At 60.1% G+C, this 21,928-nt stretch carries 19 protein-coding genes and 1 pseudogene; 7 read left to right on the forward strand and 13 right to left on the reverse strand.

The window, feature by feature from the left end:
- Positions 1-2 precede the first annotated feature (2 nt).
- The 6 genes from tauC to BOP93_RS01285 all read right to left on the reverse strand — a co-directional run bounded on the left by tauC (position 3) and on the right by BOP93_RS01285 (position 7,350).
- Entirely contained in the window at positions 3-839 is an 837-nt protein-coding gene (tauC, locus tag BOP93_RS01260) for a taurine ABC transporter permease TauC (RefSeq protein ID WP_104501279.1), read from the reverse strand.
- Positions 836-1,615 (reverse strand): taurine ABC transporter ATP-binding subunit, encoded by a 780-nt coding sequence (tauB, locus tag BOP93_RS01265; protein WP_104501280.1) that lies wholly within the window; start codon positions 1,613-1,615, stop codon positions 836-838. The genes tauC and tauB overlap by 4 nt, the downstream gene beginning before the upstream one ends.
- A gap of 17 nt (positions 1,616-1,632) precedes the next feature.
- Entirely contained in the window at positions 1,633-2,610 is a 978-nt protein-coding gene (gene tauA, locus BOP93_RS01270; protein ID WP_104501281.1) for a taurine ABC transporter substrate-binding protein, read from the reverse strand.
- Positions 2,611-2,844: 234 nt separating this feature from the next.
- Positions 2,845-4,428, reverse strand: a complete 1,584-nt coding sequence (gene gshA / locus BOP93_RS01275) for a glutamate--cysteine ligase (protein ID WP_104501282.1) — start codon at positions 4,426-4,428, stop codon at positions 2,845-2,847.
- Between the two features lie 214 nt (positions 4,429-4,642).
- Positions 4,643-5,026 carry a PaaI family thioesterase gene (locus BOP93_RS01280; RefSeq protein ID WP_104501283.1) on the reverse strand — a complete coding sequence of 128 codons (384 nt, stop codon included), beginning with the start codon at positions 5,024-5,026 and terminating at the stop codon, positions 4,643-4,645.
- Positions 5,026-7,350 (reverse strand): Tex family protein, encoded by a 2,325-nt coding sequence (locus tag BOP93_RS01285; RefSeq protein WP_104501284.1) that lies wholly within the window; start codon positions 7,348-7,350, stop codon positions 5,026-5,028. Before BOP93_RS01285 ends, BOP93_RS01280 begins: the two co-directional genes overlap by 1 nt.
- Positions 7,351-7,696: 346 nt before the next feature.
- Here BOP93_RS01285 and ompR point away from each other — a divergent pair, with 346 nt between their 5' ends.
- Together ompR and BOP93_RS01295 are read left to right on the forward strand one after the other, a co-directional pair.
- The gene (ompR, locus tag BOP93_RS01290; RefSeq protein WP_015373500.1) at positions 7,697-8,437 is read left to right on the forward strand and encodes an osmolarity response regulator transcription factor OmpR; all 741 of its coding nucleotides are present in this window, start codon (positions 7,697-7,699) and stop codon (positions 8,435-8,437) included.
- 116 nt (positions 8,438-8,553) lie between these two features.
- Positions 8,554-9,867, forward strand: coding sequence for an ATP-binding protein (locus BOP93_RS01295; protein ID WP_104501285.1), 1,314 nt, complete (start codon positions 8,554-8,556; stop codon positions 9,865-9,867).
- 139 nt (positions 9,868-10,006) lie between these two features.
- Here BOP93_RS01295 and rimK read toward each other — a convergent pair whose 3' ends face one another.
- The 3 genes from rimK to BOP93_RS01310 are packed head-to-tail and all read right to left on the reverse strand — an operon-like array spanning position 10,007 to position 12,183.
- A complete protein-coding gene (rimK, locus tag BOP93_RS01300; protein WP_057725432.1) occupies positions 10,007-10,912 on the reverse strand; it encodes a 30S ribosomal protein S6--L-glutamate ligase in 906 nt (301 codons plus the stop codon).
- Positions 10,909-11,373, reverse strand: coding sequence for an ATP-dependent zinc protease family protein (locus tag BOP93_RS01305; RefSeq protein ID WP_173667503.1), 465 nt, complete (start codon positions 11,371-11,373; stop codon positions 10,909-10,911). Before BOP93_RS01305 ends, rimK begins: the two co-directional genes overlap by 4 nt.
- A 30-nt stretch (positions 11,374-11,403) precedes the next feature.
- Positions 11,404-12,183, reverse strand: coding sequence for an EAL domain-containing protein (locus BOP93_RS01310; protein ID WP_104501286.1), 780 nt, complete (start codon positions 12,181-12,183; stop codon positions 11,404-11,406).
- 116 nt (positions 12,184-12,299) lie between these two features.
- On the opposite strand from BOP93_RS01310, the gene BOP93_RS01315 reads away from it, so the two are divergent.
- Positions 12,300-12,707: an RNA-binding S4 domain-containing protein gene (locus BOP93_RS01315; RefSeq protein ID WP_104501287.1), complete on the forward strand. Its 408-nt coding sequence runs from the start codon at positions 12,300-12,302 to the stop codon at positions 12,705-12,707.
- Positions 12,708-12,843: 136 nt separating this feature from the next.
- On the opposite strand, the gene BOP93_RS01320 is transcribed toward BOP93_RS01315, so the two are convergent.
- On the reverse strand, positions 12,844-13,647 hold the full coding sequence (locus BOP93_RS01320) for a phosphatase PAP2 family protein (RefSeq protein WP_104501288.1): 804 nt from the start codon (positions 13,645-13,647) through the stop codon (positions 12,844-12,846).
- Positions 13,648-13,768: 121 nt separating this feature from the next.
- Here BOP93_RS01320 and hslO point away from each other — a divergent pair, with 121 nt between their 5' ends.
- On the forward strand, positions 13,769-14,671 hold the full coding sequence (gene hslO, locus BOP93_RS01325) for an Hsp33 family molecular chaperone HslO (protein ID WP_104501289.1): 903 nt from the start codon (positions 13,769-13,771) through the stop codon (positions 14,669-14,671).
- Positions 14,672-14,850: 179 nt separating this feature from the next.
- Positions 14,851-16,392: a phosphoenolpyruvate carboxykinase gene (locus BOP93_RS01330; RefSeq protein WP_104501290.1), complete on the forward strand. Its 1,542-nt coding sequence runs from the start codon at positions 14,851-14,853 to the stop codon at positions 16,390-16,392.
- A 203-nt stretch (positions 16,393-16,595) separates the two neighbouring features.
- On the opposite strand, the gene BOP93_RS27730 is transcribed toward BOP93_RS01330, so the two are convergent.
- The 3 genes and pseudogenes from BOP93_RS27730 to BOP93_RS27735 all read right to left on the reverse strand — a co-directional run bounded on the left by BOP93_RS27730 (position 16,596) and on the right by BOP93_RS27735 (position 18,296).
- Positions 16,596-17,237 (reverse strand): DUF1493 family protein, encoded by a 642-nt coding sequence (locus tag BOP93_RS27730; protein ID WP_237140390.1) that lies wholly within the window; start codon positions 17,235-17,237, stop codon positions 16,596-16,598.
- A complete protein-coding gene (locus BOP93_RS01340) occupies positions 17,227-17,709 on the reverse strand; it encodes a hypothetical protein (protein ID WP_104501291.1) in 483 nt (160 codons plus the stop codon). Before BOP93_RS01340 ends, BOP93_RS27730 begins: the two co-directional genes overlap by 11 nt.
- 263 nt (positions 17,710-17,972) lie before the next feature.
- Positions 17,973-18,296, reverse strand: a pseudogene (locus tag BOP93_RS27735) (hypothetical protein).
- Positions 18,297-18,582: 286 nt separating this feature from the next.
- Between BOP93_RS27735 and BOP93_RS01350 the strand changes: the two are divergent.
- On the forward strand, positions 18,583-19,758 hold the full coding sequence (locus BOP93_RS01350) for a tetratricopeptide repeat protein (protein ID WP_104501292.1): 1,176 nt from the start codon (positions 18,583-18,585) through the stop codon (positions 19,756-19,758).
- 216 nt (positions 19,759-19,974) lie between these two features.
- Positions 19,975-21,912 carry a RecQ family ATP-dependent DNA helicase gene (locus tag BOP93_RS01355; RefSeq protein ID WP_104501293.1) on the forward strand — a complete coding sequence of 646 codons (1,938 nt, stop codon included), beginning with the start codon at positions 19,975-19,977 and terminating at the stop codon, positions 21,910-21,912.
- Positions 21,913-21,928: the final 16 nt, after the last annotated feature.

The raw sequence follows: 21,928 nt of genomic DNA on the forward strand, positions 1-21,928 counted from the left end.
ACTCAGTGTGCCTGGCCATGCCACGGCACTAATTTACGCTGCAGGGCGCGCAGGCCCATTTCCATGGCGAAGGCGATCAGTGCGATCACCAGGATGCCCAGCACCACCACATCGGTGACCAGGAACTGCGCCGCCGACTGCACCATGAAGCCCAGACCGCTGGTGGCGGCAATCAATTCGGCGGCGACCAGGGTCGACCAGCCCACGCCCAGGCCGATACGTACTCCGGTGAGGATGTCGGGCAGGGCGCTTGGCAGGATCACATGACGAATCAGTTGGGCACGGGTGCCGCCCAGCGACTGCGCCGCGCGCAACTTGGCCGGGTCGACCGTGCGTACACCGGTGGCGGTGGCGATGGCAATCGGCGCAAAGATCGCCAGGTAAATCAGCAGCACTTTGGACAGCTCGCCGATACCGCACCAGATCACGATCAGCGGCAGATAGGCCAGCGGCGGGATTGGCCGGTAAAACTCGATCAGCGGATCGAGAATGCCGCGGGCGATCCGGTTGGCGCCGATGGCAATCCCCACCGGCACGGCCGTCAGCACCGCGAAACCAAGGCCCAGGCCGATGCGGCTGAGGCTCGCGCCCAGGTGCTGCCAAAGGGTCGAATCCATGTAGCCGGATGTCGCCAGCAACCAGCCTTTTTGCAGCACGGCAGAGGGCGGCGGCAGGAACAGTGGCCCGATCAAGCCGCTGGCGGTTACCGCCCACCAGATAGCGAGCAGGACCGCCAGGGTCAGTACGCTGATCCACCGTGTGCTGAGGCTGCGGCGTGCCGGAATAACCGCATGTGTCAGCGGCTTGGCCGCTGTGGCGGGAAGTTCATAGCTGCTCATGCGTACACCTGCCGTTGCGAGAACACTCTGCCCAGTACGTGTTCGCGGGTTTCGATAAAACGCGGGTCGGACTTGATCGCCCGTGCCGATTCGCCGGCCGCGTAGCGTTGGCCGAAATCCAGCTGCAAACGCTCGACGATCTGGCCGGGGTTGGGCGCCAGCAGGATCAGGTCCGTGGCGAGGAACACCGCTTCTTCGATGTCGTGGGTGATCAGGAACACCGGCTTGGCCGTGCGTCGCCAGACTTGCAGCAGCAGTTCCTGCATCTGTTCGCGGGTGAAGGCATCGAGGGCGCCGAAGGGTTCGTCCATCAGCAATACACGAGGGTCCGCCGCCAGGGCGCGAGCGAGGCCGACGCGTTGCTTCTGGCCGCCGGAGAGCTGCCAGATGCGACGGCTGTCGAAACCGCTCAGGTCCACCAGCGCGAGCATTTCACGGGCGCGCACTTCACGTTGCGCCTTCGGCACGCCGGCCAGCTCCAGGCCGAAGGCGACGTTGGCCAGCACGTCCTGCCAGGGCAGCAGGGCATCGTCCTGAAACACCACGCCGCGTTCGGCGCTCGGGCCTTTGACCGGCACGCCATCCAGGGTAATGCGCCCGGCGCTGGGCTCGACAAAACCGGCAATCAGGTTCAACAGCGAAGTCTTGCCACTTCCGGAAGGACCCAGGGCCACCAGCAATTGCTGGGGGCCAAGTTCAAGTGAAATATCCGCCAGTACCGGTTCCGGGGCGCCTGGGTACTGTGCGCTGATGCGCTCCAGTTGTAGCAAGGCCATCGCGATGAACTCCTTGATCAGTGAGTGATGAACTTGGCGCTGACGTAAGGGGCGTAGTCCGGCAGCACCGCGTCGACCTTGCCTTGCTCCTTGAGGAACGCGGCGGTATCGGTGACAGCCTGGGTAGTCGGTGCGCCCAGCAGAGTGACCTGGTCAGCGGCCAGCGGGTAGACATTGCCTTGCAGCAGCAGCGGGATGTCGCTGGCCTTGGCGCCGGAGAGCTTCACCAGCTTGTCGACGTTGGCTTTATCGGCGAGCCAGGCCTGTGGGTTTTTACGGTAAGCGGCGTAGGCATCCAGCGTGACTTTGGCGAAGGCCGTGACGATTTCCGGATGCTTCTCGGCGAAGTCCTTGCGCACAATCCACGCATCGAAGGTCGGCGCACCGGACTTGGCCAGTTCGCCGGACGTGATCAACACCTTGCCGTTTTCCTTGGCTACGCCCAGGGCCGGGTCCCACACATAGGTGGCGTCGATATCACCGCGCTTCCAGGCGGCGATGATGGCCGGTGGGGCGAGGTTGAGGATGGTGACTTTCGAAGGGTCGATGTTCCAGTGCTTCAGCGCGGCGAGCAGGCTGTAGTGCCCCGTGGACACGAACGGCACGGCGACCTTCTTGCCGACCAGGTCCTGGGGGCTGTTGATCCCCGACCCATCGCGCGCCACCAGGGCTTCGGCGGCGCCGATCTGGGTGGCGACGAGGAATGTCTGCACCGGCACCTTGCGCGTGATCGCAGCGGTCAACGGGCTGGAACCGAGGTAACCGATCTGCACGTCGCCCGAGGCGATAGCGGCGATGATATCGGCGCCATTGTCGAATTTGCGCCAGTCGATTTTGGCATTGGTGGCTTTTTCATAGGCGCCATCGGCCTGGGCGACCTTGGCCGGGTCTACGGTGGTCTGGTACGCGACGGTCACATCCGCCGCCTGGGCAAACAGGCTGGCACCGGCCAGGGACAACGCCGCCAGCAAGCGCAGTGGAATAGGCAGTTTCAAAGGGAAGCTCCTCGATCAGGCGGCCAGGGAGGCGGCGTGTGAGGAGACTAAATGATCTAAGAATCCGAAAATAAATAACATTTTCGAATTAGCTTATGAGCAGAAGGTGAAGCGAGTCGCGAGCCTGGTGGGGTTCAAATGTGGGAGGGGGCTTGCCCCCGATGGCGGTGGTTCAGTCACTGATTGAGTGGCAGAGACACTGCTATCGGGGGCAAGCCCCCTCCCACATAAGGTTTAGTTGCTGATGGCCAGAATGCTCGCCTGGTACGACCCGACAAACACATCGAAATCGCCCACTTCGTTCTGCTCAAGCTCGGCCTGCTGCGCCAGCGACTTACGCGCCAGTTCTTCAAAGCGCGCTTGTTCCTCGGCCGGCAGCGGTTCCTTGCGGAAGAACTCGGCATGCACCTCGCTCTGGTGCAGCGAGAACTGCGCGAAACTTTCCTTACGCTCGGCCATCGCTGCCAGCACCTGGGCCGAGGGCGTCAGTGACGGGTCGTTGACCTTGGCCAACTGAGCGTCCAGCGCCTGGCTGTGTTCAGTGATGCCATGGCTCTCATCGAGCAGGGCGGCCAGAGGCGCAATCTGCTCCAGCAGCTCGGTGGCCCACGCTTTCATGTCCACCGCCTGGCCTTGACGCTGCAATTGCAGGCCCGGACGGCGACCTTCCTTGACCACGCTGAGGAAGTTGGACGTGGCATTGCCGCACTCGTTATTGGCGAACAGCGGGCTGTCATTCAGCGCGCAAAACAGCAGGAACGCGTCGAGAAAGCGTGACTCCGGCAGATCGATGCCCATCGGCAGGAACGGGTTGATGTCCAGGCAGCGCACTTCGATGTACTGGATGCCGCGCGCCATCAGCGCCTGGATCGGCCGCTCACCGGTATAGGTCACGCGCTTGGGGCGGATGTTGGAGTAGTACTCGTTTTCGATCTGCAGGATATTGGTGTTGAGCTGCACCCACTCACCGTCCTTGTGCGTGCCGACTTCGACATAGGGCGCGTAGGGCGTTGCCACCGCTTCGCGCAGGCTGTCGGTGTAGCTGGCCAGGTCGTTGTAGCACGGCGTGAGGCCGGCCTGGGCGTTGCTCTGGTAACCCAGGTCGCTCATGCGCAGGCTCGTGGCGTACGGCAGGTACAGGGTATCGGCGTCGAGCACTTCAAGCTGGTGCGAACGACCGCGCAGGAAGCCTGCGTCCAGGGCCGGCGAGGCGCCAAACAGGTACATCAACAGCCAGCTGTAGCGGCGGAAGTTGCGAATCAGCGCGATATAGGCGGTGGATTGATAGTCGCGGTCGGTGCCAACAAAGCCTTCGGCGTCCTTGAGCAACGGCCACAGCTGTTCCGGCAGCGAAAAGTTGTAATGGATGCCGGCGATGCACTGCATGGTCTTGCCATAACGCAGGGCCAGACCCTTGCGGTAAACGTACTTGAGCTGTCCGATATTGGAGGTGCCGTAGTAGGCAATCGGAATATCTTCCTCGGCCGGCAACGGGCACGGCATCGAGGGGCTCCACAGGTATTCGCTGCCCAGTTTGGTGTAGGCAAAGCGATGGATCTTGTCCAGGCTGCTCAGGGTATCGGCCGGGTTGGGCAGTGCGGGAGTGATGAACTCCAGCAGCGATTCCGAGTAGTCGGTAGTGATCTGTTCGTGCGTCAACGCGGCGCCCAGGGCTTCCGGATGCGGCGTTTGGGCCAGGCGACCCTCACTGGTGACGCGCAGGCATTCACGCTCGATGCCATGCAGGCAGTGCTCTAGCAGGGAGAGGTGTTCGCGCTTGCCGAGCAGAGCCAGGCGGCGGTTGAGAAGTTCGCTCAAGTTGGATTCCTTCACGCGTCAGTCGCCCCAATATGGGGGTGGTCAAGACGGTCTACAAGGGTGAAGTTGAAACTGGCGTGATCGCCTGGTTCTGAGTCGATAGGACCCGCTCTGAATATGCCTACTTCACTCCATGAATTGGGCTACAGCGCAGCGAGAAAATTCCGACGCTGTTGTCACAGCGCCGAAATTAACTCAAATCATGTGCAGGGAGCTATAGGACAGCGAACGTGCCCTGTGCTTTTGCGACAAGTCTTTCGTCCTGGTACACCTCGGCTTCGACGACCAGGGTACGCCTGCCGGCGTGGATCACGCGGCTGGTGCACAGCACGTCGCCGTCTTCCACGGCGCGGATATAGTTGATCTTGCATTCGATGGTGGCGCTCTGCTGGTCGAACCCATGGGCGCTGGAACATGCCAGTCCCATGGTGATGTCCACCAGGCTGAAAATCGCCCCGCCGTGCAACTTGCCCCCGCGATTGCGCAACTGCGGCGCCAGGCTCAGGGCCACCTCGGCAACGCCTTCGTCCAGGCGCTGCAGGCGGCAGCCGATCAGTTCGCTGAACGCGCTCTGGGTCAAACCGGCCGGAATATCCATCAACGCTTCTTCAGTTGCTTGGCGTTGGCGAACAGCGAGGCCATGGCGTTGTTGCTCGGTGCGGCTGTCGCGGTGTCCTTGCGCGGCGCAGTGTGCTGCGACGGGCGCGGTGCCGAGCCAGGGCGCGCGCCACGGGCACCGTCGATTTTCTCGCCGGGGGTGTCGCTCATGCGCATCGACAGGCCAACGCGTTTGCGTGGAATGTCGACTTCCATCACCTTGACCTTGACCACATCACCGGCCTTCACCGCTTCGCGCGGATCCTTGATGAATTTCTCCGAAAGCGCGGAGATATGCACCAAACCGTCCTGATGCACGCCGATATCCACGAATGCGCCGAAGTTGGTCACGTTGGTCACCACGCCTTCGAGGATCATGCCTGGCTGCAGGTCCTTGAGGTCTTCGACACCGTCCTGGAACTCGGCGGTCTTGAATTCGGGGCGCGGGTCGCGGCCGGGTTTTTCCAGCTCTTGCAGGATGTCGGTGATGGTGGGCACGCCGAAGGTTTCGTCGGTGTACTTCTTTGGGTCCAGGCGCTTGAGGAACGCAGCGTCGCCGATCAGCGAGCGGATGTCGCGATCAGTTTCGGCTGCAATGCGTTGGACCAGCGGATACGCTTCCGGGTGAACCGCTGAGGCGTCCAGCGGGTTATCGCCGTTCATTACGCGCAGGAAACCTGCGGCTTGCTCGAAGGTTTTTTCGCCCAGGCGCGCGACTTTTTTCAGCGCGGCGCGGGTTTTGAAGGCGCCGTTCTCATCGCGGTGATTGACGATATTCTGCGCCAGGGTAGCGTTGAGGCCGGAGATGCGTGCCAGCAGCGCCACGGACGCGGTGTTCACGTCCACACCCACGGCGTTCACGCAGTCTTCCACCACCGCATCCAGGCCACGCGCCAGCTTGAGCTGTGACACGTCGTGCTGGTATTGGCCGACGCCGATGGACTTGGGATCGATCTTTACCAGTTCGGCCAGTGGGTCCTGCAGGCGACGGGCAATGGACACCGCGCCGCGGATGGACACGTCAAGGTCCGGAAACTCCTTGGACGCCAACTCCGAGGCCGAGTACACCGAAGCCCCCGCCTCGGAGACCATGACCTTGGTCATTCTCATCGCCGGGTACTTTTTGATCAGCTCGGCGGCCAGCTTATCGGTTTCGCGGCTGGCGGTACCGTTGCCGATGGCGATCAGGTCCACGGCGTGCTTGGCGCACAGGGCGGCCAGGACAGCCAGGGTCTGGTCCCACTTGTTGTGCGGTACGTGCGGGTAGACGGTGGCGTGGTCCAGCAGCTTGCCGGTGGCGTCGACCACCGCAACCTTGCAGCCGGTGCGCAGACCCGGGTCCAGGCCCAGGGTGGCACGCGGGCCCGCCGGTGCGGCCAGCAACAGGTCATGCAGATTGTGGGCGAATACGTTGATCGCCTCGGTTTCGGCGCCTTCACGCAGCTCGCCGAGCAGGTCGGTTTCCAGGTGGGTGTAGAGCTTGACCTTCCAGGTCCAGCGCACGACTTCACCGAGCCACTTGTCCGCAGGACGATTCTGATTCTGGATACCGAATTGTTGACCGATCATGCCTTCGCACGGGTGCATGGTGCCCGGCTGCTCGTCACCGACTTTCAACGCGGAGCTGAGAATGCCCTCGTTGCGGCCACGGAAGATTGCCAGGGCGCGGTGCGACGGCATGCTTTTGAGTGGTTCGTCGTGTTCGAAGTAATCGCGGAACTTGGCGCCTTCTTCCTCCTTGCCGGCGATAACACGGGCGCTGAGGATGGCTTCCTGCTTCAGGTAAGTGCGCAGCTTTTCCAGCAGGCTGGCGTTTTCCGCGAAGCGTTCCATCAGGATGTACTTGGCGCCGTCGAGGGCGGCCTTGACATCGGCGACGCCTTTTTGCGCGTCGATAAAGCGCGCGGCTTCGGTTTCAGGCGTCAGCGACGGGTCGTTGAACAGGCCGTCGGCCAAGTCGCCAAGGCCGGCTTCCAGGGCGATCTGGCCCTTTGTACGACGTTTCTGTTTGTACGGCAGGTAAAGGTCTTCGAGGCGGGTCTTGGTATCGGCCAGCTTGATGTCGCGTTCCAGATGCGGGGTCAACTTGCCCTGTTCCTCGATGCTGGCGAGGATGCTGATACGCCGCTCGTCGAGTTCTCTCAGGTAGCGCAGGCGCTCTTCCAGGTGCCGCAGTTGGGTGTCGTCAAGGCTGCCGGTCACCTCTTTTCGGTAACGGGCGATGAAAGGTACCGTGGAGCCCTCGTCCAGTAGCGCGACGGCCGCTTCGACCTGCTGTGGGCGTACACCGAGTTCCTCGGCGATGCGGCTGTTGATGCTGTCCATAAAACCACCTGAAATTCTGAAAAGCCGCTCGCAGGCCCGGAAAACAAGGCCTTGCGAGGCTGGTTGAGCGGCCCGACCGGCGCCGCTGCCTGGGTCAAGAGGCAGCCTGTTGACCCTCGAAATCGAAAAAAACACCACAAGCGGGTAAAAAAAGCCCGGCAGTAAACGGTAACGATCTGACGTTGCCCTGCGCAAAGGCGCCGCATTATAACCAGCGTTCCACCTTTGGGGGCTACTGCGCCGGACGCGGCTTGACTGGCAGTAGAGGAAAAATCTGCTAACAATGCACACGGTGCGTATAACGGCAGCTAGGCCATAATGCGCGCCGAGATAAGAGGAGCATCTAATGAGCAGCACTGCACAAACTGCTGAAGGCGAAAAAATTCTCATCGTTGACGACGATCCGGGGCTGAGCAGCCTGCTGGAGCGTTTTTTCAACTCCAAGGGCTACCGGGCGCGCGCGGTGCCGAATACCGAGCAGATGGACCGCCTGTTGGGGCGCGAAGTGTTCAATCTGGTCGTGCTCGACCTGATGCTGCCCGGCGAAGACGGCCTGACCGCCTGCAAGCGTTTGCGCGGCGCGAACAACCAGATCCCGATCATCATGCTCACTGCCAAGGGCGATGAGCTGAGTCGCATCAAGGGCCTCGAACTGGGTGCTGATGACTACCTGGCCAAGCCGTTCAATCCTGACGAGTTGATGGCACGGGTCAAGGCCGTCTTGCGTCGCCAGGCTCCGCCGGTACCGGGCGCGCCGGGCAGCGAAGACGAAAGCGTGACGTTCGGCGACTACGAATTGTCCCTGGCCACCCGCGAGCTCAAGCGCGGTGACGAAGTGCATATGCTCACCACCGGCGAATTCGCGGTGCTCAAGGCTCTGGTGATGAACGCTCGCCAGCCGTTGACTCGCGACAAGCTGATGAACCTGGCCCGTGGCCGCGAATGGGATGCCCTGGAGCGCTCCATCGACGTGCAGATCTCCCGACTGCGCCGGATGATCGAGCCGGACCCTTCCAAGCCGCGGTATATCCAGACGGTATGGGGTGTGGGTTATGTGTTTGTGCCGGATGGCACCGCAACCAAGTGACCGATGATTTGCAGGGACGGGCATCCGGCGTTTGATTCCATGAGGGTCGACGGGGTGCCCGGCGTCTGCAATTCTGCGAGCGCCGCTCGTTCCTGCAAGGTGTCTAGCTGTCTCCTATGAAAACCCCGCTGTGGTTCCCGCAAAGTTTCTTTTCCCGCACCCTTTGGCTGGTGCTCATCGTCGTTCTGTTTTCCAAGGCACTCACCCTGGTTTATCTGTTGATGAACGAGGACGTGCTGGTGGATCGGCAGTACAGCCATGGCGTCGCCTTGACGCTGCGTGCCTACTGGGCCGTAGACCCCGAGAACCGTGAAAAGGTAGCCAAGGCCTCAACGCTGATCCGGGTCGATGGTGCCGGCGTGCCCGAGGGCGAGCAGCACTGGCCCTACAGTGAGATCTACCAGCGCCAGATGCAGGCGGAGCTGGGCGACGACACCGAGGTGCGGCTGCGCATGCATGTTTCGCCTGCGCTCTGGGTGAGGGCGCCCAGTCTGGGCGATGCCTGGATCAAGGTCCCGCTGTATCCGCATCCGCTGCGCGGGCAAAAAATCTGGAACGTGTTGGGCTGGTTTCTCGCCATCGGCTTGCTTTCAACCGCGTCCGCATGGATTTTCGTGCGCCAGCTCAACCAACCGCTCAAGCGCCTGGTATTTGCCGCCCGCCAACTGGGCCAGGGGCGCAGTGTGCGCCTGCCGGTCAGCGATACACCCAGTGAGATGACCGAGGTGTACGGCGCATTCAACCAGATGGCGGAGGATGTCGAGCAGGCCGGGCGTGAGCGCGAACTGATGCTGGCGGGGGTGTCCCATGACCTGCGCACGCCGTTGACGCGACTGCGCTTGTCCCTGGAATTGATGGGCAACCATACCGACCTCACCGATGACATGGTGCGCGACATCGAAGATATGGATGCGATTCTGGACCAGTTCCTGGCGTTCATTCGTGACGGGCGTGACGAGGTCGTGGAGGAGGTTGACCTGACCGATCTGGTGCGTGAGGTAGTCGCGCCTTACAACCAGAGCGGTGAGCAGGTGCACATGCGCCTGGAGCCGATTCAGCCGTTTGCCTTGCGCAGGGTGTCGATGAAGCGCCTGCTCAACAACCTGATTGGCAATGCCTTGCATCATGCCGGTTCGGATGTGGAGGTGGCGGCGTACGTGTCGGGTGACAGCGCTGCGCCCTACGTCGTGCTGAGCGTGATGGACCGCGGTACCGGTATCGACCCGGCTGAGCTGGAAGCCATCTTCAACCCGTTCACCCGTGGCGACCGCGCTCGAGGCGGTAAGGGGACCGGTTTGGGGTTGGCGATTGTGCGGCGGATTGCTTCGATGCATGGCGGCAATGTCGAGTTGCGCAACCGTGAAGGGGGCGGGCTGGAAGCTCGGGTGCGCTTGCCGCTTGGGTTGATGTTGCCCAGAGATGCAGTCTGACAAACAACATGGATCAAATGTGGGAGGGGGCTTGCTCCCGATCGCGGATTGTCAGTCACCGATGTGCGGACTGATACACCGTTATCGGGGGCAAGCCCCCTCCCACATTTGGTTTGATGTTGTGTCAGGGGCAGAGCTTTTAGCCCTTGCCCTTGGTCCGAGTCATGTTAGGCCCGCCATTTTTTTCCAGATGCTCAATGATGATCCCCGCCACGTTCTTGCCGGTGGTGGTCTCGATCCCTTCCAGGCCCGGCGATGAGTTCACCTCCATGACCAGGGGGCCATGGTTGGAGCGCAGGATATCCACGCCTGCCACGGCCAGCCCCATGACCTTGGCCGCACGCAGCGCGGTCATGCGCTCCTCCGGGGTGATTTTGATCAGGCTGGCGCTGCCGCCACGGTGCAGGTTGGAGCGGAACTCGCCCGGCTTGGCCTGGCGCTTCATGGCAGCAATCACTTTGTCGCCCACCACGAAGCAGCGGATATCCGCACCGCCCGCTTCCTTGATGTACTCCTGCACCATGATGTTCTGCTTGAGGCCCATGAACGCCTCGATCACCGACTCCGCAGCCGTTGCCGTTTCGCACAGCACAACGCCGATGCCCTGGGTGCCTTCGAGCACCTTGATCACCAGCGGCGCGCCATTGACCATTTCGATCAGGTCGGGGATGTCATCCGGGGAGTGGGCGAAGCCGGTGACCGGCAGTCCGATGCCCCGGCGCGACAGCAGTTGCAGCGAGCGCAACTTGTCTCGCGAACGGGCAATGGCCACGGACTCGTTCAGCGGAAAAACGCCCATCATTTCAAACTGGCGCAGCACTGCGCAGCCATAAAAGGTCACCGAGGCGCCGATGCGTGGGATCACCGCATCAAAGCCTTCCAGCGGCTTGCCACGGTAGTGGATCTGCGGCTTGTGGCTGGCGATGTTCATATAGGCCCGCAACGTGTCGATCACCACCATTTCATGGCCACGTTCGGTGCCGGCCTCGACCAGGCGGCGGGTGGAATACAGACGCGGGTTTCGCGACAGCACAGCAATCTTCATGCAGCACCTGGGGCAGAAATAGTGGAGACCGGGAACACCGGCTTGTCTTGAACGTATTTTACGGCCGGGCTGACGACCAACTGGCCGTCAATCAGCGCCTTGGAGCCCAGCAACAGGCGATAACGCATGGCCTTGCGGCAGGCCAGGGTGAATTCCACTCGCCACACCCGATCGCCCAACGCCAGGGTGGTGCTGATCACGTAGCGCACCTGCGCGTGGCCGTTGGAGCTCTTGATGGTTTTCATCGTTACCAGGGGCGCTTCGCAGCGTCGGTGACGCAGTTGCACCACGCTGCCCAGGTGCGCGGTAAAGCGCACCCACTTCTCGCCGTCGCGCTCGAACGGCTCGATGTCGGTGGCGTGCAGGCTTGAGGTGCTGGCACCGGTGTCGATCTTGGCGCGCAGGCCTGCCACCCCGAGGTCGGGAAGGGCCACCCACTCACGCAGACCCACAACGGTCAAATGGTCAAATGTCTTCAAATAGAGGTACCGTCATTTTGCCCAGGCTTGAGGGGCAACCTTGGCCAGGGCATTGAATGCGGGCCTGGCGAACCAGTAGCCTTGCATCAGAAATATTCCACAGTCGGAGAGGAAGTCCCGCTCGCCGGCACTTTCGATGCCTTCGGCGATGACAGTAACCCCCAACTGCTCACAGATTGTGACAATCCCCCGGACGATCACCTGGCGGACACGATCCTGGTCGACATCGCGAATCAGCGCCATGTCGAGCTTGATCAGATCAGGTTGGAAATCGGCCAGCAGATTCAGCCCCGAATAGCCCGCGCCGAAATCATCGATGGCGGTCTTGAAGCCGAATTGGCGATATTCACGCAGAATATTCGTCAAATGGCGATAGTTATCTACATGCTCGCTTTCCAGTGTCTCGAAAATCAGGCGGTCCAGTGGAAAATTGTGCGCGCGGGCGGCCTCCAGGGTACTGCGGATACACAGTTCCGGACGGTATACGGCATTGGGCATGAAGTTAATGGAAAGATAAGTTTGCATGCCCAGGGCGGCGGCGCCGGCAATGGCCTGGGTGCGGCAGCGCTGGTCGAAGCGGTAGCGATTGGTTTCGTTGACATGCGCCAGCACCGACAATGCGCCTTCACCCTGTGTGCCTCGCACCAGGGCTTCATTAGCAAATATCGAACGGTCACGCAGGTCTACGATAGGTTGGTAGGCGAAAGCAAAATCGAACCCCAGCGGCTCGCTTTGCTGGCAACCCACGCACCGCTGGTTGGGCGAGGTGAGTGAAACGGGAAAGTCGGTCACGGCGTATCCTCGCGAAAACAGGGTGCTACCTGGCGTATCTTAGGTGAGCCTTGGGGTTTATGCGCCGAAGGGTTTCAACGGTAAGGTTGCGACATTTTTCAGAGCGAGGAATTCAAGTGGCTCAAAAGCAGGAAGAGGAAGAAAAGGTCCGTTTGGACAAGTGGCTGTGGGCCGCGCGTTTCTACAAGACCCGTGCCCTGGCCAAGGCCGCCATCGAGAGCGGCAAGGTGCACCATCGCGGCGAGCGCTGCAAGCCGGGGAAGGAACCGCGCGTCGGCGATGAGTTTCAGATTCGTACAGGGTTTGATGAAAAGACTGTCGTGGTGCAAGCGCTCTCCAGCGTGCGCCGGGGTGCGCCTGAAGCACAGGCGTTGTACGCGGAAACCGAAGCCAGTATCGCCAAGCGGGAAAATGCCGCAGCCATGCGCAAGGCGGGCGCTTCAGGCCTGACCACTGACGGCAAACCGAGCAAGAAGCAGCGCCGCGACCTGTTCAAATTTCGCGGCAGCGGCAGTGATGATTAATTGCACAATCTCCACGCCGCAGGAGATCAAAAATGTGGGAGGGGGCTTGCCCCCGATGGCGGTGAATCAGTCAACTTATATGTAGCTGACCTGCCGCTATCGGGGGCAAGCCCCCTCCCACAGTTAGCTCGCGTCGTTAAGGGGTTGTGCGCATGACGCTCAAGCGCCCGATCACCGGCAGTTTGCCAAGCAACCCGAAAACCGGCGCGGTTACCCGCAACAGGAACCCCGACACCTTCGCCGCAAACGGCGTGTAATAACCCCACCCCAAGGCCAACAGCGCCAGCAAAACCCCGCCGATGTAATCGTCCTGTCCCCAATGCGCGCCCGCCACCAGCCGCGGCATCATGAACAACAGCGCCAGGCCCCAGATCACCAGCACCTGGCCGATGCGCTTGGCGAACACGGTCATGAACATCGCCCAGATCAACAACACCGAAGCATGATCACCCGGGAAGCTCTGGCTCGAACGGTCTTTCAATTCCCAGGTTTTCTCAAGCCCGGGGAAAAAATCACTCATCTGAATCGCGCCGTCGATCACCATTGACGGGCTGCTGTGCTGCCAACCCATGTGCGCTGCAAGCTTGGAAAACAGCATGCGGATAAACAGCAACAGCAGCAGAATACCGAGGAAGCCGAAGAACGCCTGGCGCACCTGCACGGCCTTGAACACCCAGTCGCCGCGAATCAGCAGGGCCAGCAAAATTACCCCGACGATCGCATCGAAGGGCCGCAGGCTCGCCACGGCCCACACGTGCAGCCACGTCGAGTTGCTGGCCAGCGGGCCATTGAGCAGGTGAAACAGCCACTCGTCGAAAATCACACACAGCATCTGGCCCGTGGGCCACAGCCAGAAACACAGCAGCCCGATAGCGACTAGATTGCAAAGAGCCCATCGCCGGAGGTTCCAGTTCGCTTGGAACAAACCCGGATTGTTCATAAACTGTCCCTCATCGCTCTTTAGCTCCTTGTTTCAGGAGAAATCGCACCAATGTGGTGCTAAAGCGTTTAATTTTATAAACGTTGTAATCATTTTGTCATCACTTCAGATACCCAAACCTATGACTGATCTACCGGATACCGACTTCACCCAACGCTTTATCTTTGACGAGAACGACGCCCGCGGCGAGCTGGTCTCGTTGGAGCTCAGCTATGCCGAAGTCCTTGCCAAGCACGCGTATCCGGAGCCGGTCGCGCAATTGCTCGGTGAGTTGATGGCAGCGGCTGCGCTGCTGGTGGGTACGATGAAATTCGATGGCTTGCTGATCCTGCAGGCGCGTTCCGAAGGTCCGATCCCGATGCTGATGATCGAATGTTCCAGCGAGCGCGAAATCCGTGGCCTGGCCCGTTATGACGTCGACCGGATTACCCCGGATGCCACATTCTCCGAACTGATGGCCGATGGTGTGCTGGCAATCACCGTCGACCCCACCGAGGGCCAGCGCTACCAGGGTATCGTCGATCTGGACGGCGAAACCCTGTCGGACTGCTTTACCAACTATTTCGTCATGTCCCAGCAGGTCGGCACCAAGTTCTGGCTCAACGCCAACGGCAAGCGCGCTCGCGGCCTGTTGTTGCAGCAATTGCCGGCTGACCGTATCAAGGACGAGGATGAGCGCACCGATAGCTGGCGCAAGCTGACCGCCCTGGCTGGCACCCTGACCGCCGAAGAACTGCTGGGCCTGGACAACGAGACCATCCTGCACCGCCTGTACCACGAGGAGGCGGTGCGCCTGTTCGACGAGCAGTCCCTGCGCTTCAATTGCAGCTGCTCGCGCGAGCGCTCAGCCAATGCGCTGGTCAGCCTTGGCCTGGAAGATGCGCAAAATCTGGTGGTAGAGCACGGTGGTCATATCGAGATCGACTGCCAGTTCTGCAACGAGCGTTATCTGTTCGATGCCGCCGATGTCGCCCAATTATTTGCCGGTGCAGGCAGCGACTCCCCTTCCGACACCCGTCACTAAAACGTTTAAGCACAGGTAAATCACCTGCCAAATGCCGGATTAGAGGCGTTCTGACGGGAGGGCCCTACTCTTTTTGGGCTTTTCTGGCATAATCCGGCCCACTTTTTTCGCGGTAGTAGTGCGCAACTTTCTACTACAAAACGTTTGGAGCACTCGGCCACAGGCCGACGGGGAACCTCATGACGCAAGCCAATAACGCCGTATACACCGATCTGAGTGTTGACGATCTGGTCAAAGAAGCCCTGCAGCGCGGTGAAGGCGTGCTTGCCGATACTGGCGCGCTGGTCGTAGAAACCGGTCACCGCACTGGCCGTTCGCCGGTCGACCGCTTCATCGTTGAAGAGCCTACTACCCAGGACGCAATCGCCTGGGGCCCGATCAACCGCAAGTTCCCGGCCGACAAGTTCGATGCCCTGTGGAACCGCGTAGAAGCCTTCAACAACGCGCAGGAACACTTTGTTTCCCACGTTCACGTAGGGGCTTCCGAAGACCACTACCTGGCCGTGAAAATGACCACCCAGACTGCCTGGCAGAACCTGTTCGGTCGTTGCCTGTTCATCAACCCGGCCCAGTACAACCCGGCCGGTCGTGACGAGTGGCAAGTGCTCAACGTGGCCAACTTCGAGTGCGTGCCTGAGCGTGACGGCACCAACTCCGACGGTTGCGTGATTCTCAATTTCGCCCAGAAAAAAGTGCTGATCGCCGGCATGCGTTACGCCGGTGAAATGAAGAAAGCCATGTTCTCGGTGCAGAACTTCCTGCTGCCGGCGTCCGACGTGTTGCCGATGCACTGCGCCGCCAACATCGGCGAAGCGGGCGACGTGACCCTGTTCTTCGGCCTGTCGGGCACCGGTAAAACCACCCTGTCCGCTGACGAAAGCCGCTACCTGATCGGTGACGACGAACACGGCTGGGGCGAAGGCGTGGTATTCAACATCGAAGGCGGTTGCTATGCCAAGTGCATCGACCTGTCCGAGAAGAACGAACCGGTTATCTGGAAGGCCATCAAGCACGGCGCCGTGCTAGAAAACGTCGTTATCGACGAAGCTGGGCACGCCGACTACACCAATGTCAGCCTGACCCAGAACAGCCGCGCCGCCTACCCGCTGGAGCACGTTGCCAAGCGTTCCGAGAAGAACCTGGGCGGCGAGCCCAACGCGGTGATCTTCCTGACCTGCGACCTGACCGGCGTATTGCCGCCCGTGTCGATCCTCAGCGAAGAACAAGCGGCCTACCACTTCCTGTCCGGCTACACCGCACTGGTGGGCTCGACCGAAATGGGTTCGGGCAGCGGCATCAAGTCGACCTTCTCCACCTGCTTCGGCGCACCGTTCTTCCCACGCCCGGCCGGTGAATACGCTGAGCTGTTGATCAAGCGCATCCGCGGCTTCGGTTCCAAGGTCTACCTGGTCAACACCGGCTGGACCGGCGGCGGCTACGGTGTCGGCAAACGCTTCAACATCCCGACCACTCGTGGCGTGATCGCAGCGATCCAGAGCGGCGCGTTGATCGGTGCAGAGACCGAGCACCTCGATACCATCAACCTCGACGTGCCGTTGGCTGTGCCAGGCGTTGAGACCGGCCTGTTGAACCCACGTAACACCTGGGCTGACCAAGCTGCCTACGATGAAGCAGCGAAGGCGCTGGCCGGGTTGTTCATCGAGAACTTCAAGAAGTTTGAAGTGAGCGATGCAATCAAGGCGGCTGGGCCTAAGTTGTAAGGTTCGTATGGTGTGAAAAAGCCGCCCCGGGTGGGCGGCTTTTTTGTGCGCGACAGGTTATATCCCGCTCGCCGGGTTTGCGCAGTTCCCATGTGGGAGGGGGCTTGCCCCCGATTGCGGTGTACCAGTCAAAGGTGGGCCGCCTGACACACTGCTATCGGGTGCAAGCCCCCTCCCACACTTGATTCTCGGTGTACTTCAGGTCAGCTCAGGTTTTCCAGTGTTTGCGTATCCCAGCTGTGGGTCTTGATCGCCAGGTAGAGCATGCCGATAGTCAGTGGCACTTTTTCGCCGTGCCCCTTGGCCCGACGTTTGAGAAACACATCAAACACCGGCGGGTTGAAATAACGATAAGTGTCGAAGTCGCCCAGGTCGAGCGTGAATTCCTGCTCCAGCGCTTCCATCAGTTGCTTGGCCTCGCTGCCATCACAGCCCAAGTCGAAGTTCAGCGAGGTTTGCAGGCGGATGGTACTGTGCTTCGGCAGGCCAATTTCTTCGTGCAACAGTTGCAGGAGTTGCTGCATGACGGGGTCATCGGGGAAGTGGGAGGCGAGGTTCATGGTGGGGGCACGCAGGAGTGGGTGAGGGGGGCTTTTGCGTTTTAGGCGGTATTTGTTTCGGCTGATGAAAAGTGCCAAGCCTATCAAGAACAGGGCCAGGGGAAGGAGTTGAATGTTCAGGATGATGGCGACGTAGGGCAGCCAGAGCAACAGAGCCAGTCCCGTTACGATGAAGGTAACGGCGAAACGCCTTCTTAACGTGCAGTCAGTGATTTTGTAATACAACAATAGATGGAGAGCGAATAACAGCGCTGTTTGCAGGTAAAGCCATTGATCAAGGTTCATTTGAGTACACATGCATTGAGACGCTTGAGCGCTGCGGGCCTATGCCACCACTGACCTGGGCATCCAGGCCAATGATGATGTCTGCGCTATGAAAGTTGCGAAGCGCGCGAGAAATCAAATCGCTGACAGCATTCTCGACGATCGATTCTGCATTGCTGGATATGACCCCGACAGGGGATGCAATTGCGCCAGAAATGATTTCTTTGATGAGGTTGTTTCGATTGTTCAAGCTATCTGCGTGCTTTCTGGTCAATGGCTTTGAGACGGCCACTGTCATGACGCAAGGTAGATCTCGGGCGAGCATCTTTTCGTACAATTTCTGAAGTCGCAAGCGGACCTCTATCGCTGATGCTTTTACTTCCAGTAAGCAAAGAGTGGCTAGCTCCTGTCGATTGTTTGGCATCACGGTGAGTCGAATCACTGTGAAAGTGATGCCATAGTGGCCGATATATTGCGTCCTTTCGATGTTCACGGTTTTTTGTCGGGGCAGTTGAAGGGGGTTCAGTCTCGGCCAGGAAAACGTGGATTTGTAGAGGGCTGGACGAGTGTTTTAGGCCGTTTCAGAAATGGACGACGCGCCGTCTGGCGGCTTCTTACAGTTTTACGGCTTGATGCTGATTTGGAAGGCTGAACCGGCAAAAATGTGGGAGCCGGGCTTGCCCGCGATGGCGGTGTGTCAGGTATGAAAATGTCGCCTGACGCTCCGCTATCGCAGGCAAGCCAGCTCCCACAGGGTTAGCTGTATGTCTGGTTAGTTTGTGTTGGATTATCGGCCGCCGGTTGCAGCTGTACGTGTTGCGTGGCTTCCAGCAAATCACAGCCGTCCTGAACCAGCAGGTACAAGGCGTTGATGATGTGGGAGATGTCTTTGAGGTCGGCGTGTTCGAAGGTCAGGCAGGAGAAGGTTTAGAGCAGGTCCGTGGCAGCACGGATACGTTGGTGGGCGGCGGACTGGATGTCTTCGGCGTTGGCTTCGGTGTCGATGAGGAGTGGGTGGGTGTCGGTGAAGTTTGTGCGCAAGAGGCGATAGCGTTCAGAAGGGAAATTAGGCTTTGTCATTGCAGAGTTCCAGTACAGATTCAAAGAATACGCCAACGAATTGGCACGCTTGTCTCTGCTGTTTTCGGGTGGCCAAACCCGGCCGCTGATTTTGGCAGCGACGGAACGAACCTTAGAAGTGAGTTTGTTCTCGGGCAATAAACAGATGGTTTACCTGTCTGCGATCAGCGTCCCTATAACCACGTCACATTCCTTATAAAAAATCCGCCAGCGCGCTGAATTCAGCGTATGTTTCACCGCAAAATCTTCTAGGGCGATTCCGCCTTCTACTTAAAGGGAGTTAAGCATGGGTTTGCTGCGTATCGCTTCGGCGATGTCATTGTGTGCAGTGGCGTTTTCGGTCCAGGCCGAACAATTGCCGATCGAGGTGCTCAGCGCGGTGGTCAAGGACCAGAAAATCGCCGACGCCGAAGTGCTGCTGCAACGTAACGGCGCACAGAACGTAGTGGGCCGCACCAATGCCCAGGGCCAGGTGACGCTCACCAGCGATGCCGCGGATGATGCCAGCAGCCTGCTGATCATCAAGAAGCCCGGCTATTCCAACCTGGTGGTGAAATGCCCGTGCAAGGGCATGACCTATGCCGTCAGCCCGGTCATGGAAAACCTCGACGGTCTGCGCGTGGTGCTGACCTGGGGCCAGACGCCGGACGATCTTGACTCCCATATGATCTTCCCCGGCAACAATATCTACTTCGAGAACAAGACTGGCACCGACGCCGAGCTGGACGTGGACGACACCGACAGCTACGGCCCGGAAACCATCACCCTGCAGAAGAAGCACTACGGCGAAAGCTACGTCTACGCCGTGCATGACTACAGCAATGGCGGCAATCCAGGTTCGCGCCAGTTGTCCAACAGTGAAGCCAAGGTGTTTGTGTACATGGGCCAGTCCTTGGTGCGCACCTACTACGTGCCGAAAAACCGCAGCGGTAACCTGTGGACCGTGTTCCGCATGACCGGCAGCGGCGACTTCCAGGACATCAACACCTTCAACGGCGTGACGGTGGATGCTGCGAATGTGCTCAATGAAGTCAAACCGTTACTGGATGACAGTGTTGCGGTGGCGGCTGTCGCGGTCAGCTCTTCGGCCCAAACCGATGCCAAGCGTCTGAACGTTCAAGGCGAAGCGGCCTATCAGGCCGGGAACCTTGACCAGGCCATCGACCTGTTCCGCCAGGCCATCGAGCTGGACAATGGCTTCGGCAAGGCCTACGGCAATCTGGGCCTGGCCTATCAGAAGGCAGGCAATACCGCGGAGTCGATCTGGGCCAACCGCAAGGCCATTGCCCTGGCGACCGGTGCCAATGCGGCAACCGTACGCGCGGGCGCCTACTACAACATCGCACGCATCTACGAAGCGGCGGGGCAGTTTGCCGATGCGTTGCGTCACTACCAGTTGGCCAAGGAACAGAAGGCCAATCCGGTGTACGACACGGCGATCGAGCGGGTGCAGAACCGCTGATTCAGCTGTCTGAACTGTGGGAGCGGGTTCAAGTCCCTTCCCACAGTTGGATTTTGGTTGTCCTGCAATTACTTCGGAATATTCCTACCTCGGCCCTGGGCCATCTCCCAGCCTGTGTATCATCCTGTCTCTTTTTCCATGCGACCTTTCTCGATTCGCTGAACTTCATGGGCTACGTTTTTAAGCCATGTTCAACGGTCAATGGAGTGACAGCCTATGCACGATACCCTCCAGCAGGTCTTTGGTTATCCGCAGTTCCGTGCGGGCCAGGAAGAAACGGTCCGCGCCATATTGGGCGGTCGTTCGGCGGCGGCGATTTTCCCGACCGGGTCTGGCAAGTCGCTGTGTTATCAACTCTCGGCCGTATTGCTGCCGCACCTGACGCTGGTGGTTTCGCCGCTGTTGGCGTTGATGCAGGACCAGTTGGGTTTCCTCAAGCGCCACGGCATTTCAGCCGGCAGCATCGATTCGGCCCAAAGCCGCGAAGACGCCAATGATGTGATGGTGCGCGCGCGTTCCGGTGAGCTGAAAATCCTGATGATTTCCGTGGAGCGCTTGAAGAACGAGCGCTTTCGAAACTTCCTGCAAAGTGTGCAGATCTCGCTGCTGGTGGTGGACGAGGCGCACTGTATTTCCGAGTGGGGCCACAACTTCCGCCCGGACTACCTGAAGCTGCCGGACTACCAGCGTCAGTTCAATATCCCACAAGCATTGCTGCTGACGGCTACGGCGACGCCCAAGGTGATTGCCGACATGCAGGCGAAGTTCGCCATTGCGCCGGACGATGTGGTCACCACGGGCTTTTACCGGCCCAACCTGAACCTGTTGGTCGAGCCGGTCAGTGGGGCGGACAAGCGCCGCCGTCTTGTGCAATGGATGAGCGAGCGAGCCGACCAGCCGAGCATCGTCTACGTCACCCTGCAGAAAACCGCCGAGCAGATTGCCGAGCACCTGAACCGCAATGGCATCCAGGCCGAGGCGTATCACGCCGGGTTGCCCCACGATAAACGCGAGGGCATCCAGCAGCGTTTCATGGGCGGGCGCTCCAACTGCATCGTCGCCACCATCGCGTTTGGCATGGGCATCGACAAAAGTGACATCCGTAACGTGGTGCACTTCGACCTGCCCAAATCCATCGAGAACTACAGCCAGGAAATCGGCCGCGCCGGTCGCGATGGGCGGCCCTCCGACTGTCTGGTGCTGGCCAACCGCGACAGCCTCAATGTGCTGGAGAACTTCGTGTACGGCGACACGCCGGAGCAGGAGGGTATCCGTCGGGTGCTGGAAGAATTGCAGGCCGCACGTGGCGAGGGCCAGTGGGAGTTTTTGCTGAGGTCGTTGTCGGACCACAGCAATATTCGCGAGCTGCCGTTGAAGACCCTGCTGGTGCAGTTGGAGCTCAAGGGCGTGATCGCGCCGCGCTATGCGTTTTATGCCGAATACCGTTTCAAGTACCTGATCGAACCCGAGGCCTTGCTCGCACGTTTCTCCGGCGAGCGGCAGCAATTTGTCGCGGCGATCATCCAGGTGTGCAAACGCGCAAAAACCTGGGCAACGGTGGATTTCGACGCGCTGTATCAGCAGCACAATGCCGAGCGCAGCCGGGTGGTGAAGGCGCTGGATTACTTTCAGGAGCAGGGCCTGATCGAGCTGGAAAGCAAGCAGATGACCGAGGTCTACAGCCTGCTCAACACCGATTTCGATGCGCAGGTGTTGAGCACCGAGTTATACACAGGCTTCAAGCGCCATGAGACGACGGAGGTGGCGCGGATTCACGCCATGCTCGATCTATTCGCCACCGAGCGCTGCCTTGGGCAACGCCTGGCGCTGTATTTTGGCGATGAAAACGCACCGCAGCGTTGCGGGCACTGCTCGGTGTGCCACGGACATGTCGCGCACTTGCCGGCACCGCCGAGCTTGCCGCCGCTTGTGGATAAAAACTTCATGGGGCTGTGCGGTGATTTTATCCACAGGCATCATGAGCACACCGGCCAGTTACCGGGTGCGGAACGGCTGACGCGCTTTCTGGGCGGGATCAGCGTGCCGTTGTTCACCAAGTTGAAAGCGCGGGGCATTCCCGGTTTCGCCGCACTGGAGGACTACCCCTACGCCGAGGTACGCGAGTGGGCCGAGGCCCATTTGAATGATCTGTAAACCCATTTTCACCCGA

This window comes from Pseudomonas orientalis (assembly GCF_002934065.1).
GTDB lineage: Bacteria > Pseudomonadota > Gammaproteobacteria > Pseudomonadales > Pseudomonadaceae > Aquipseudomonas > Aquipseudomonas orientalis_A.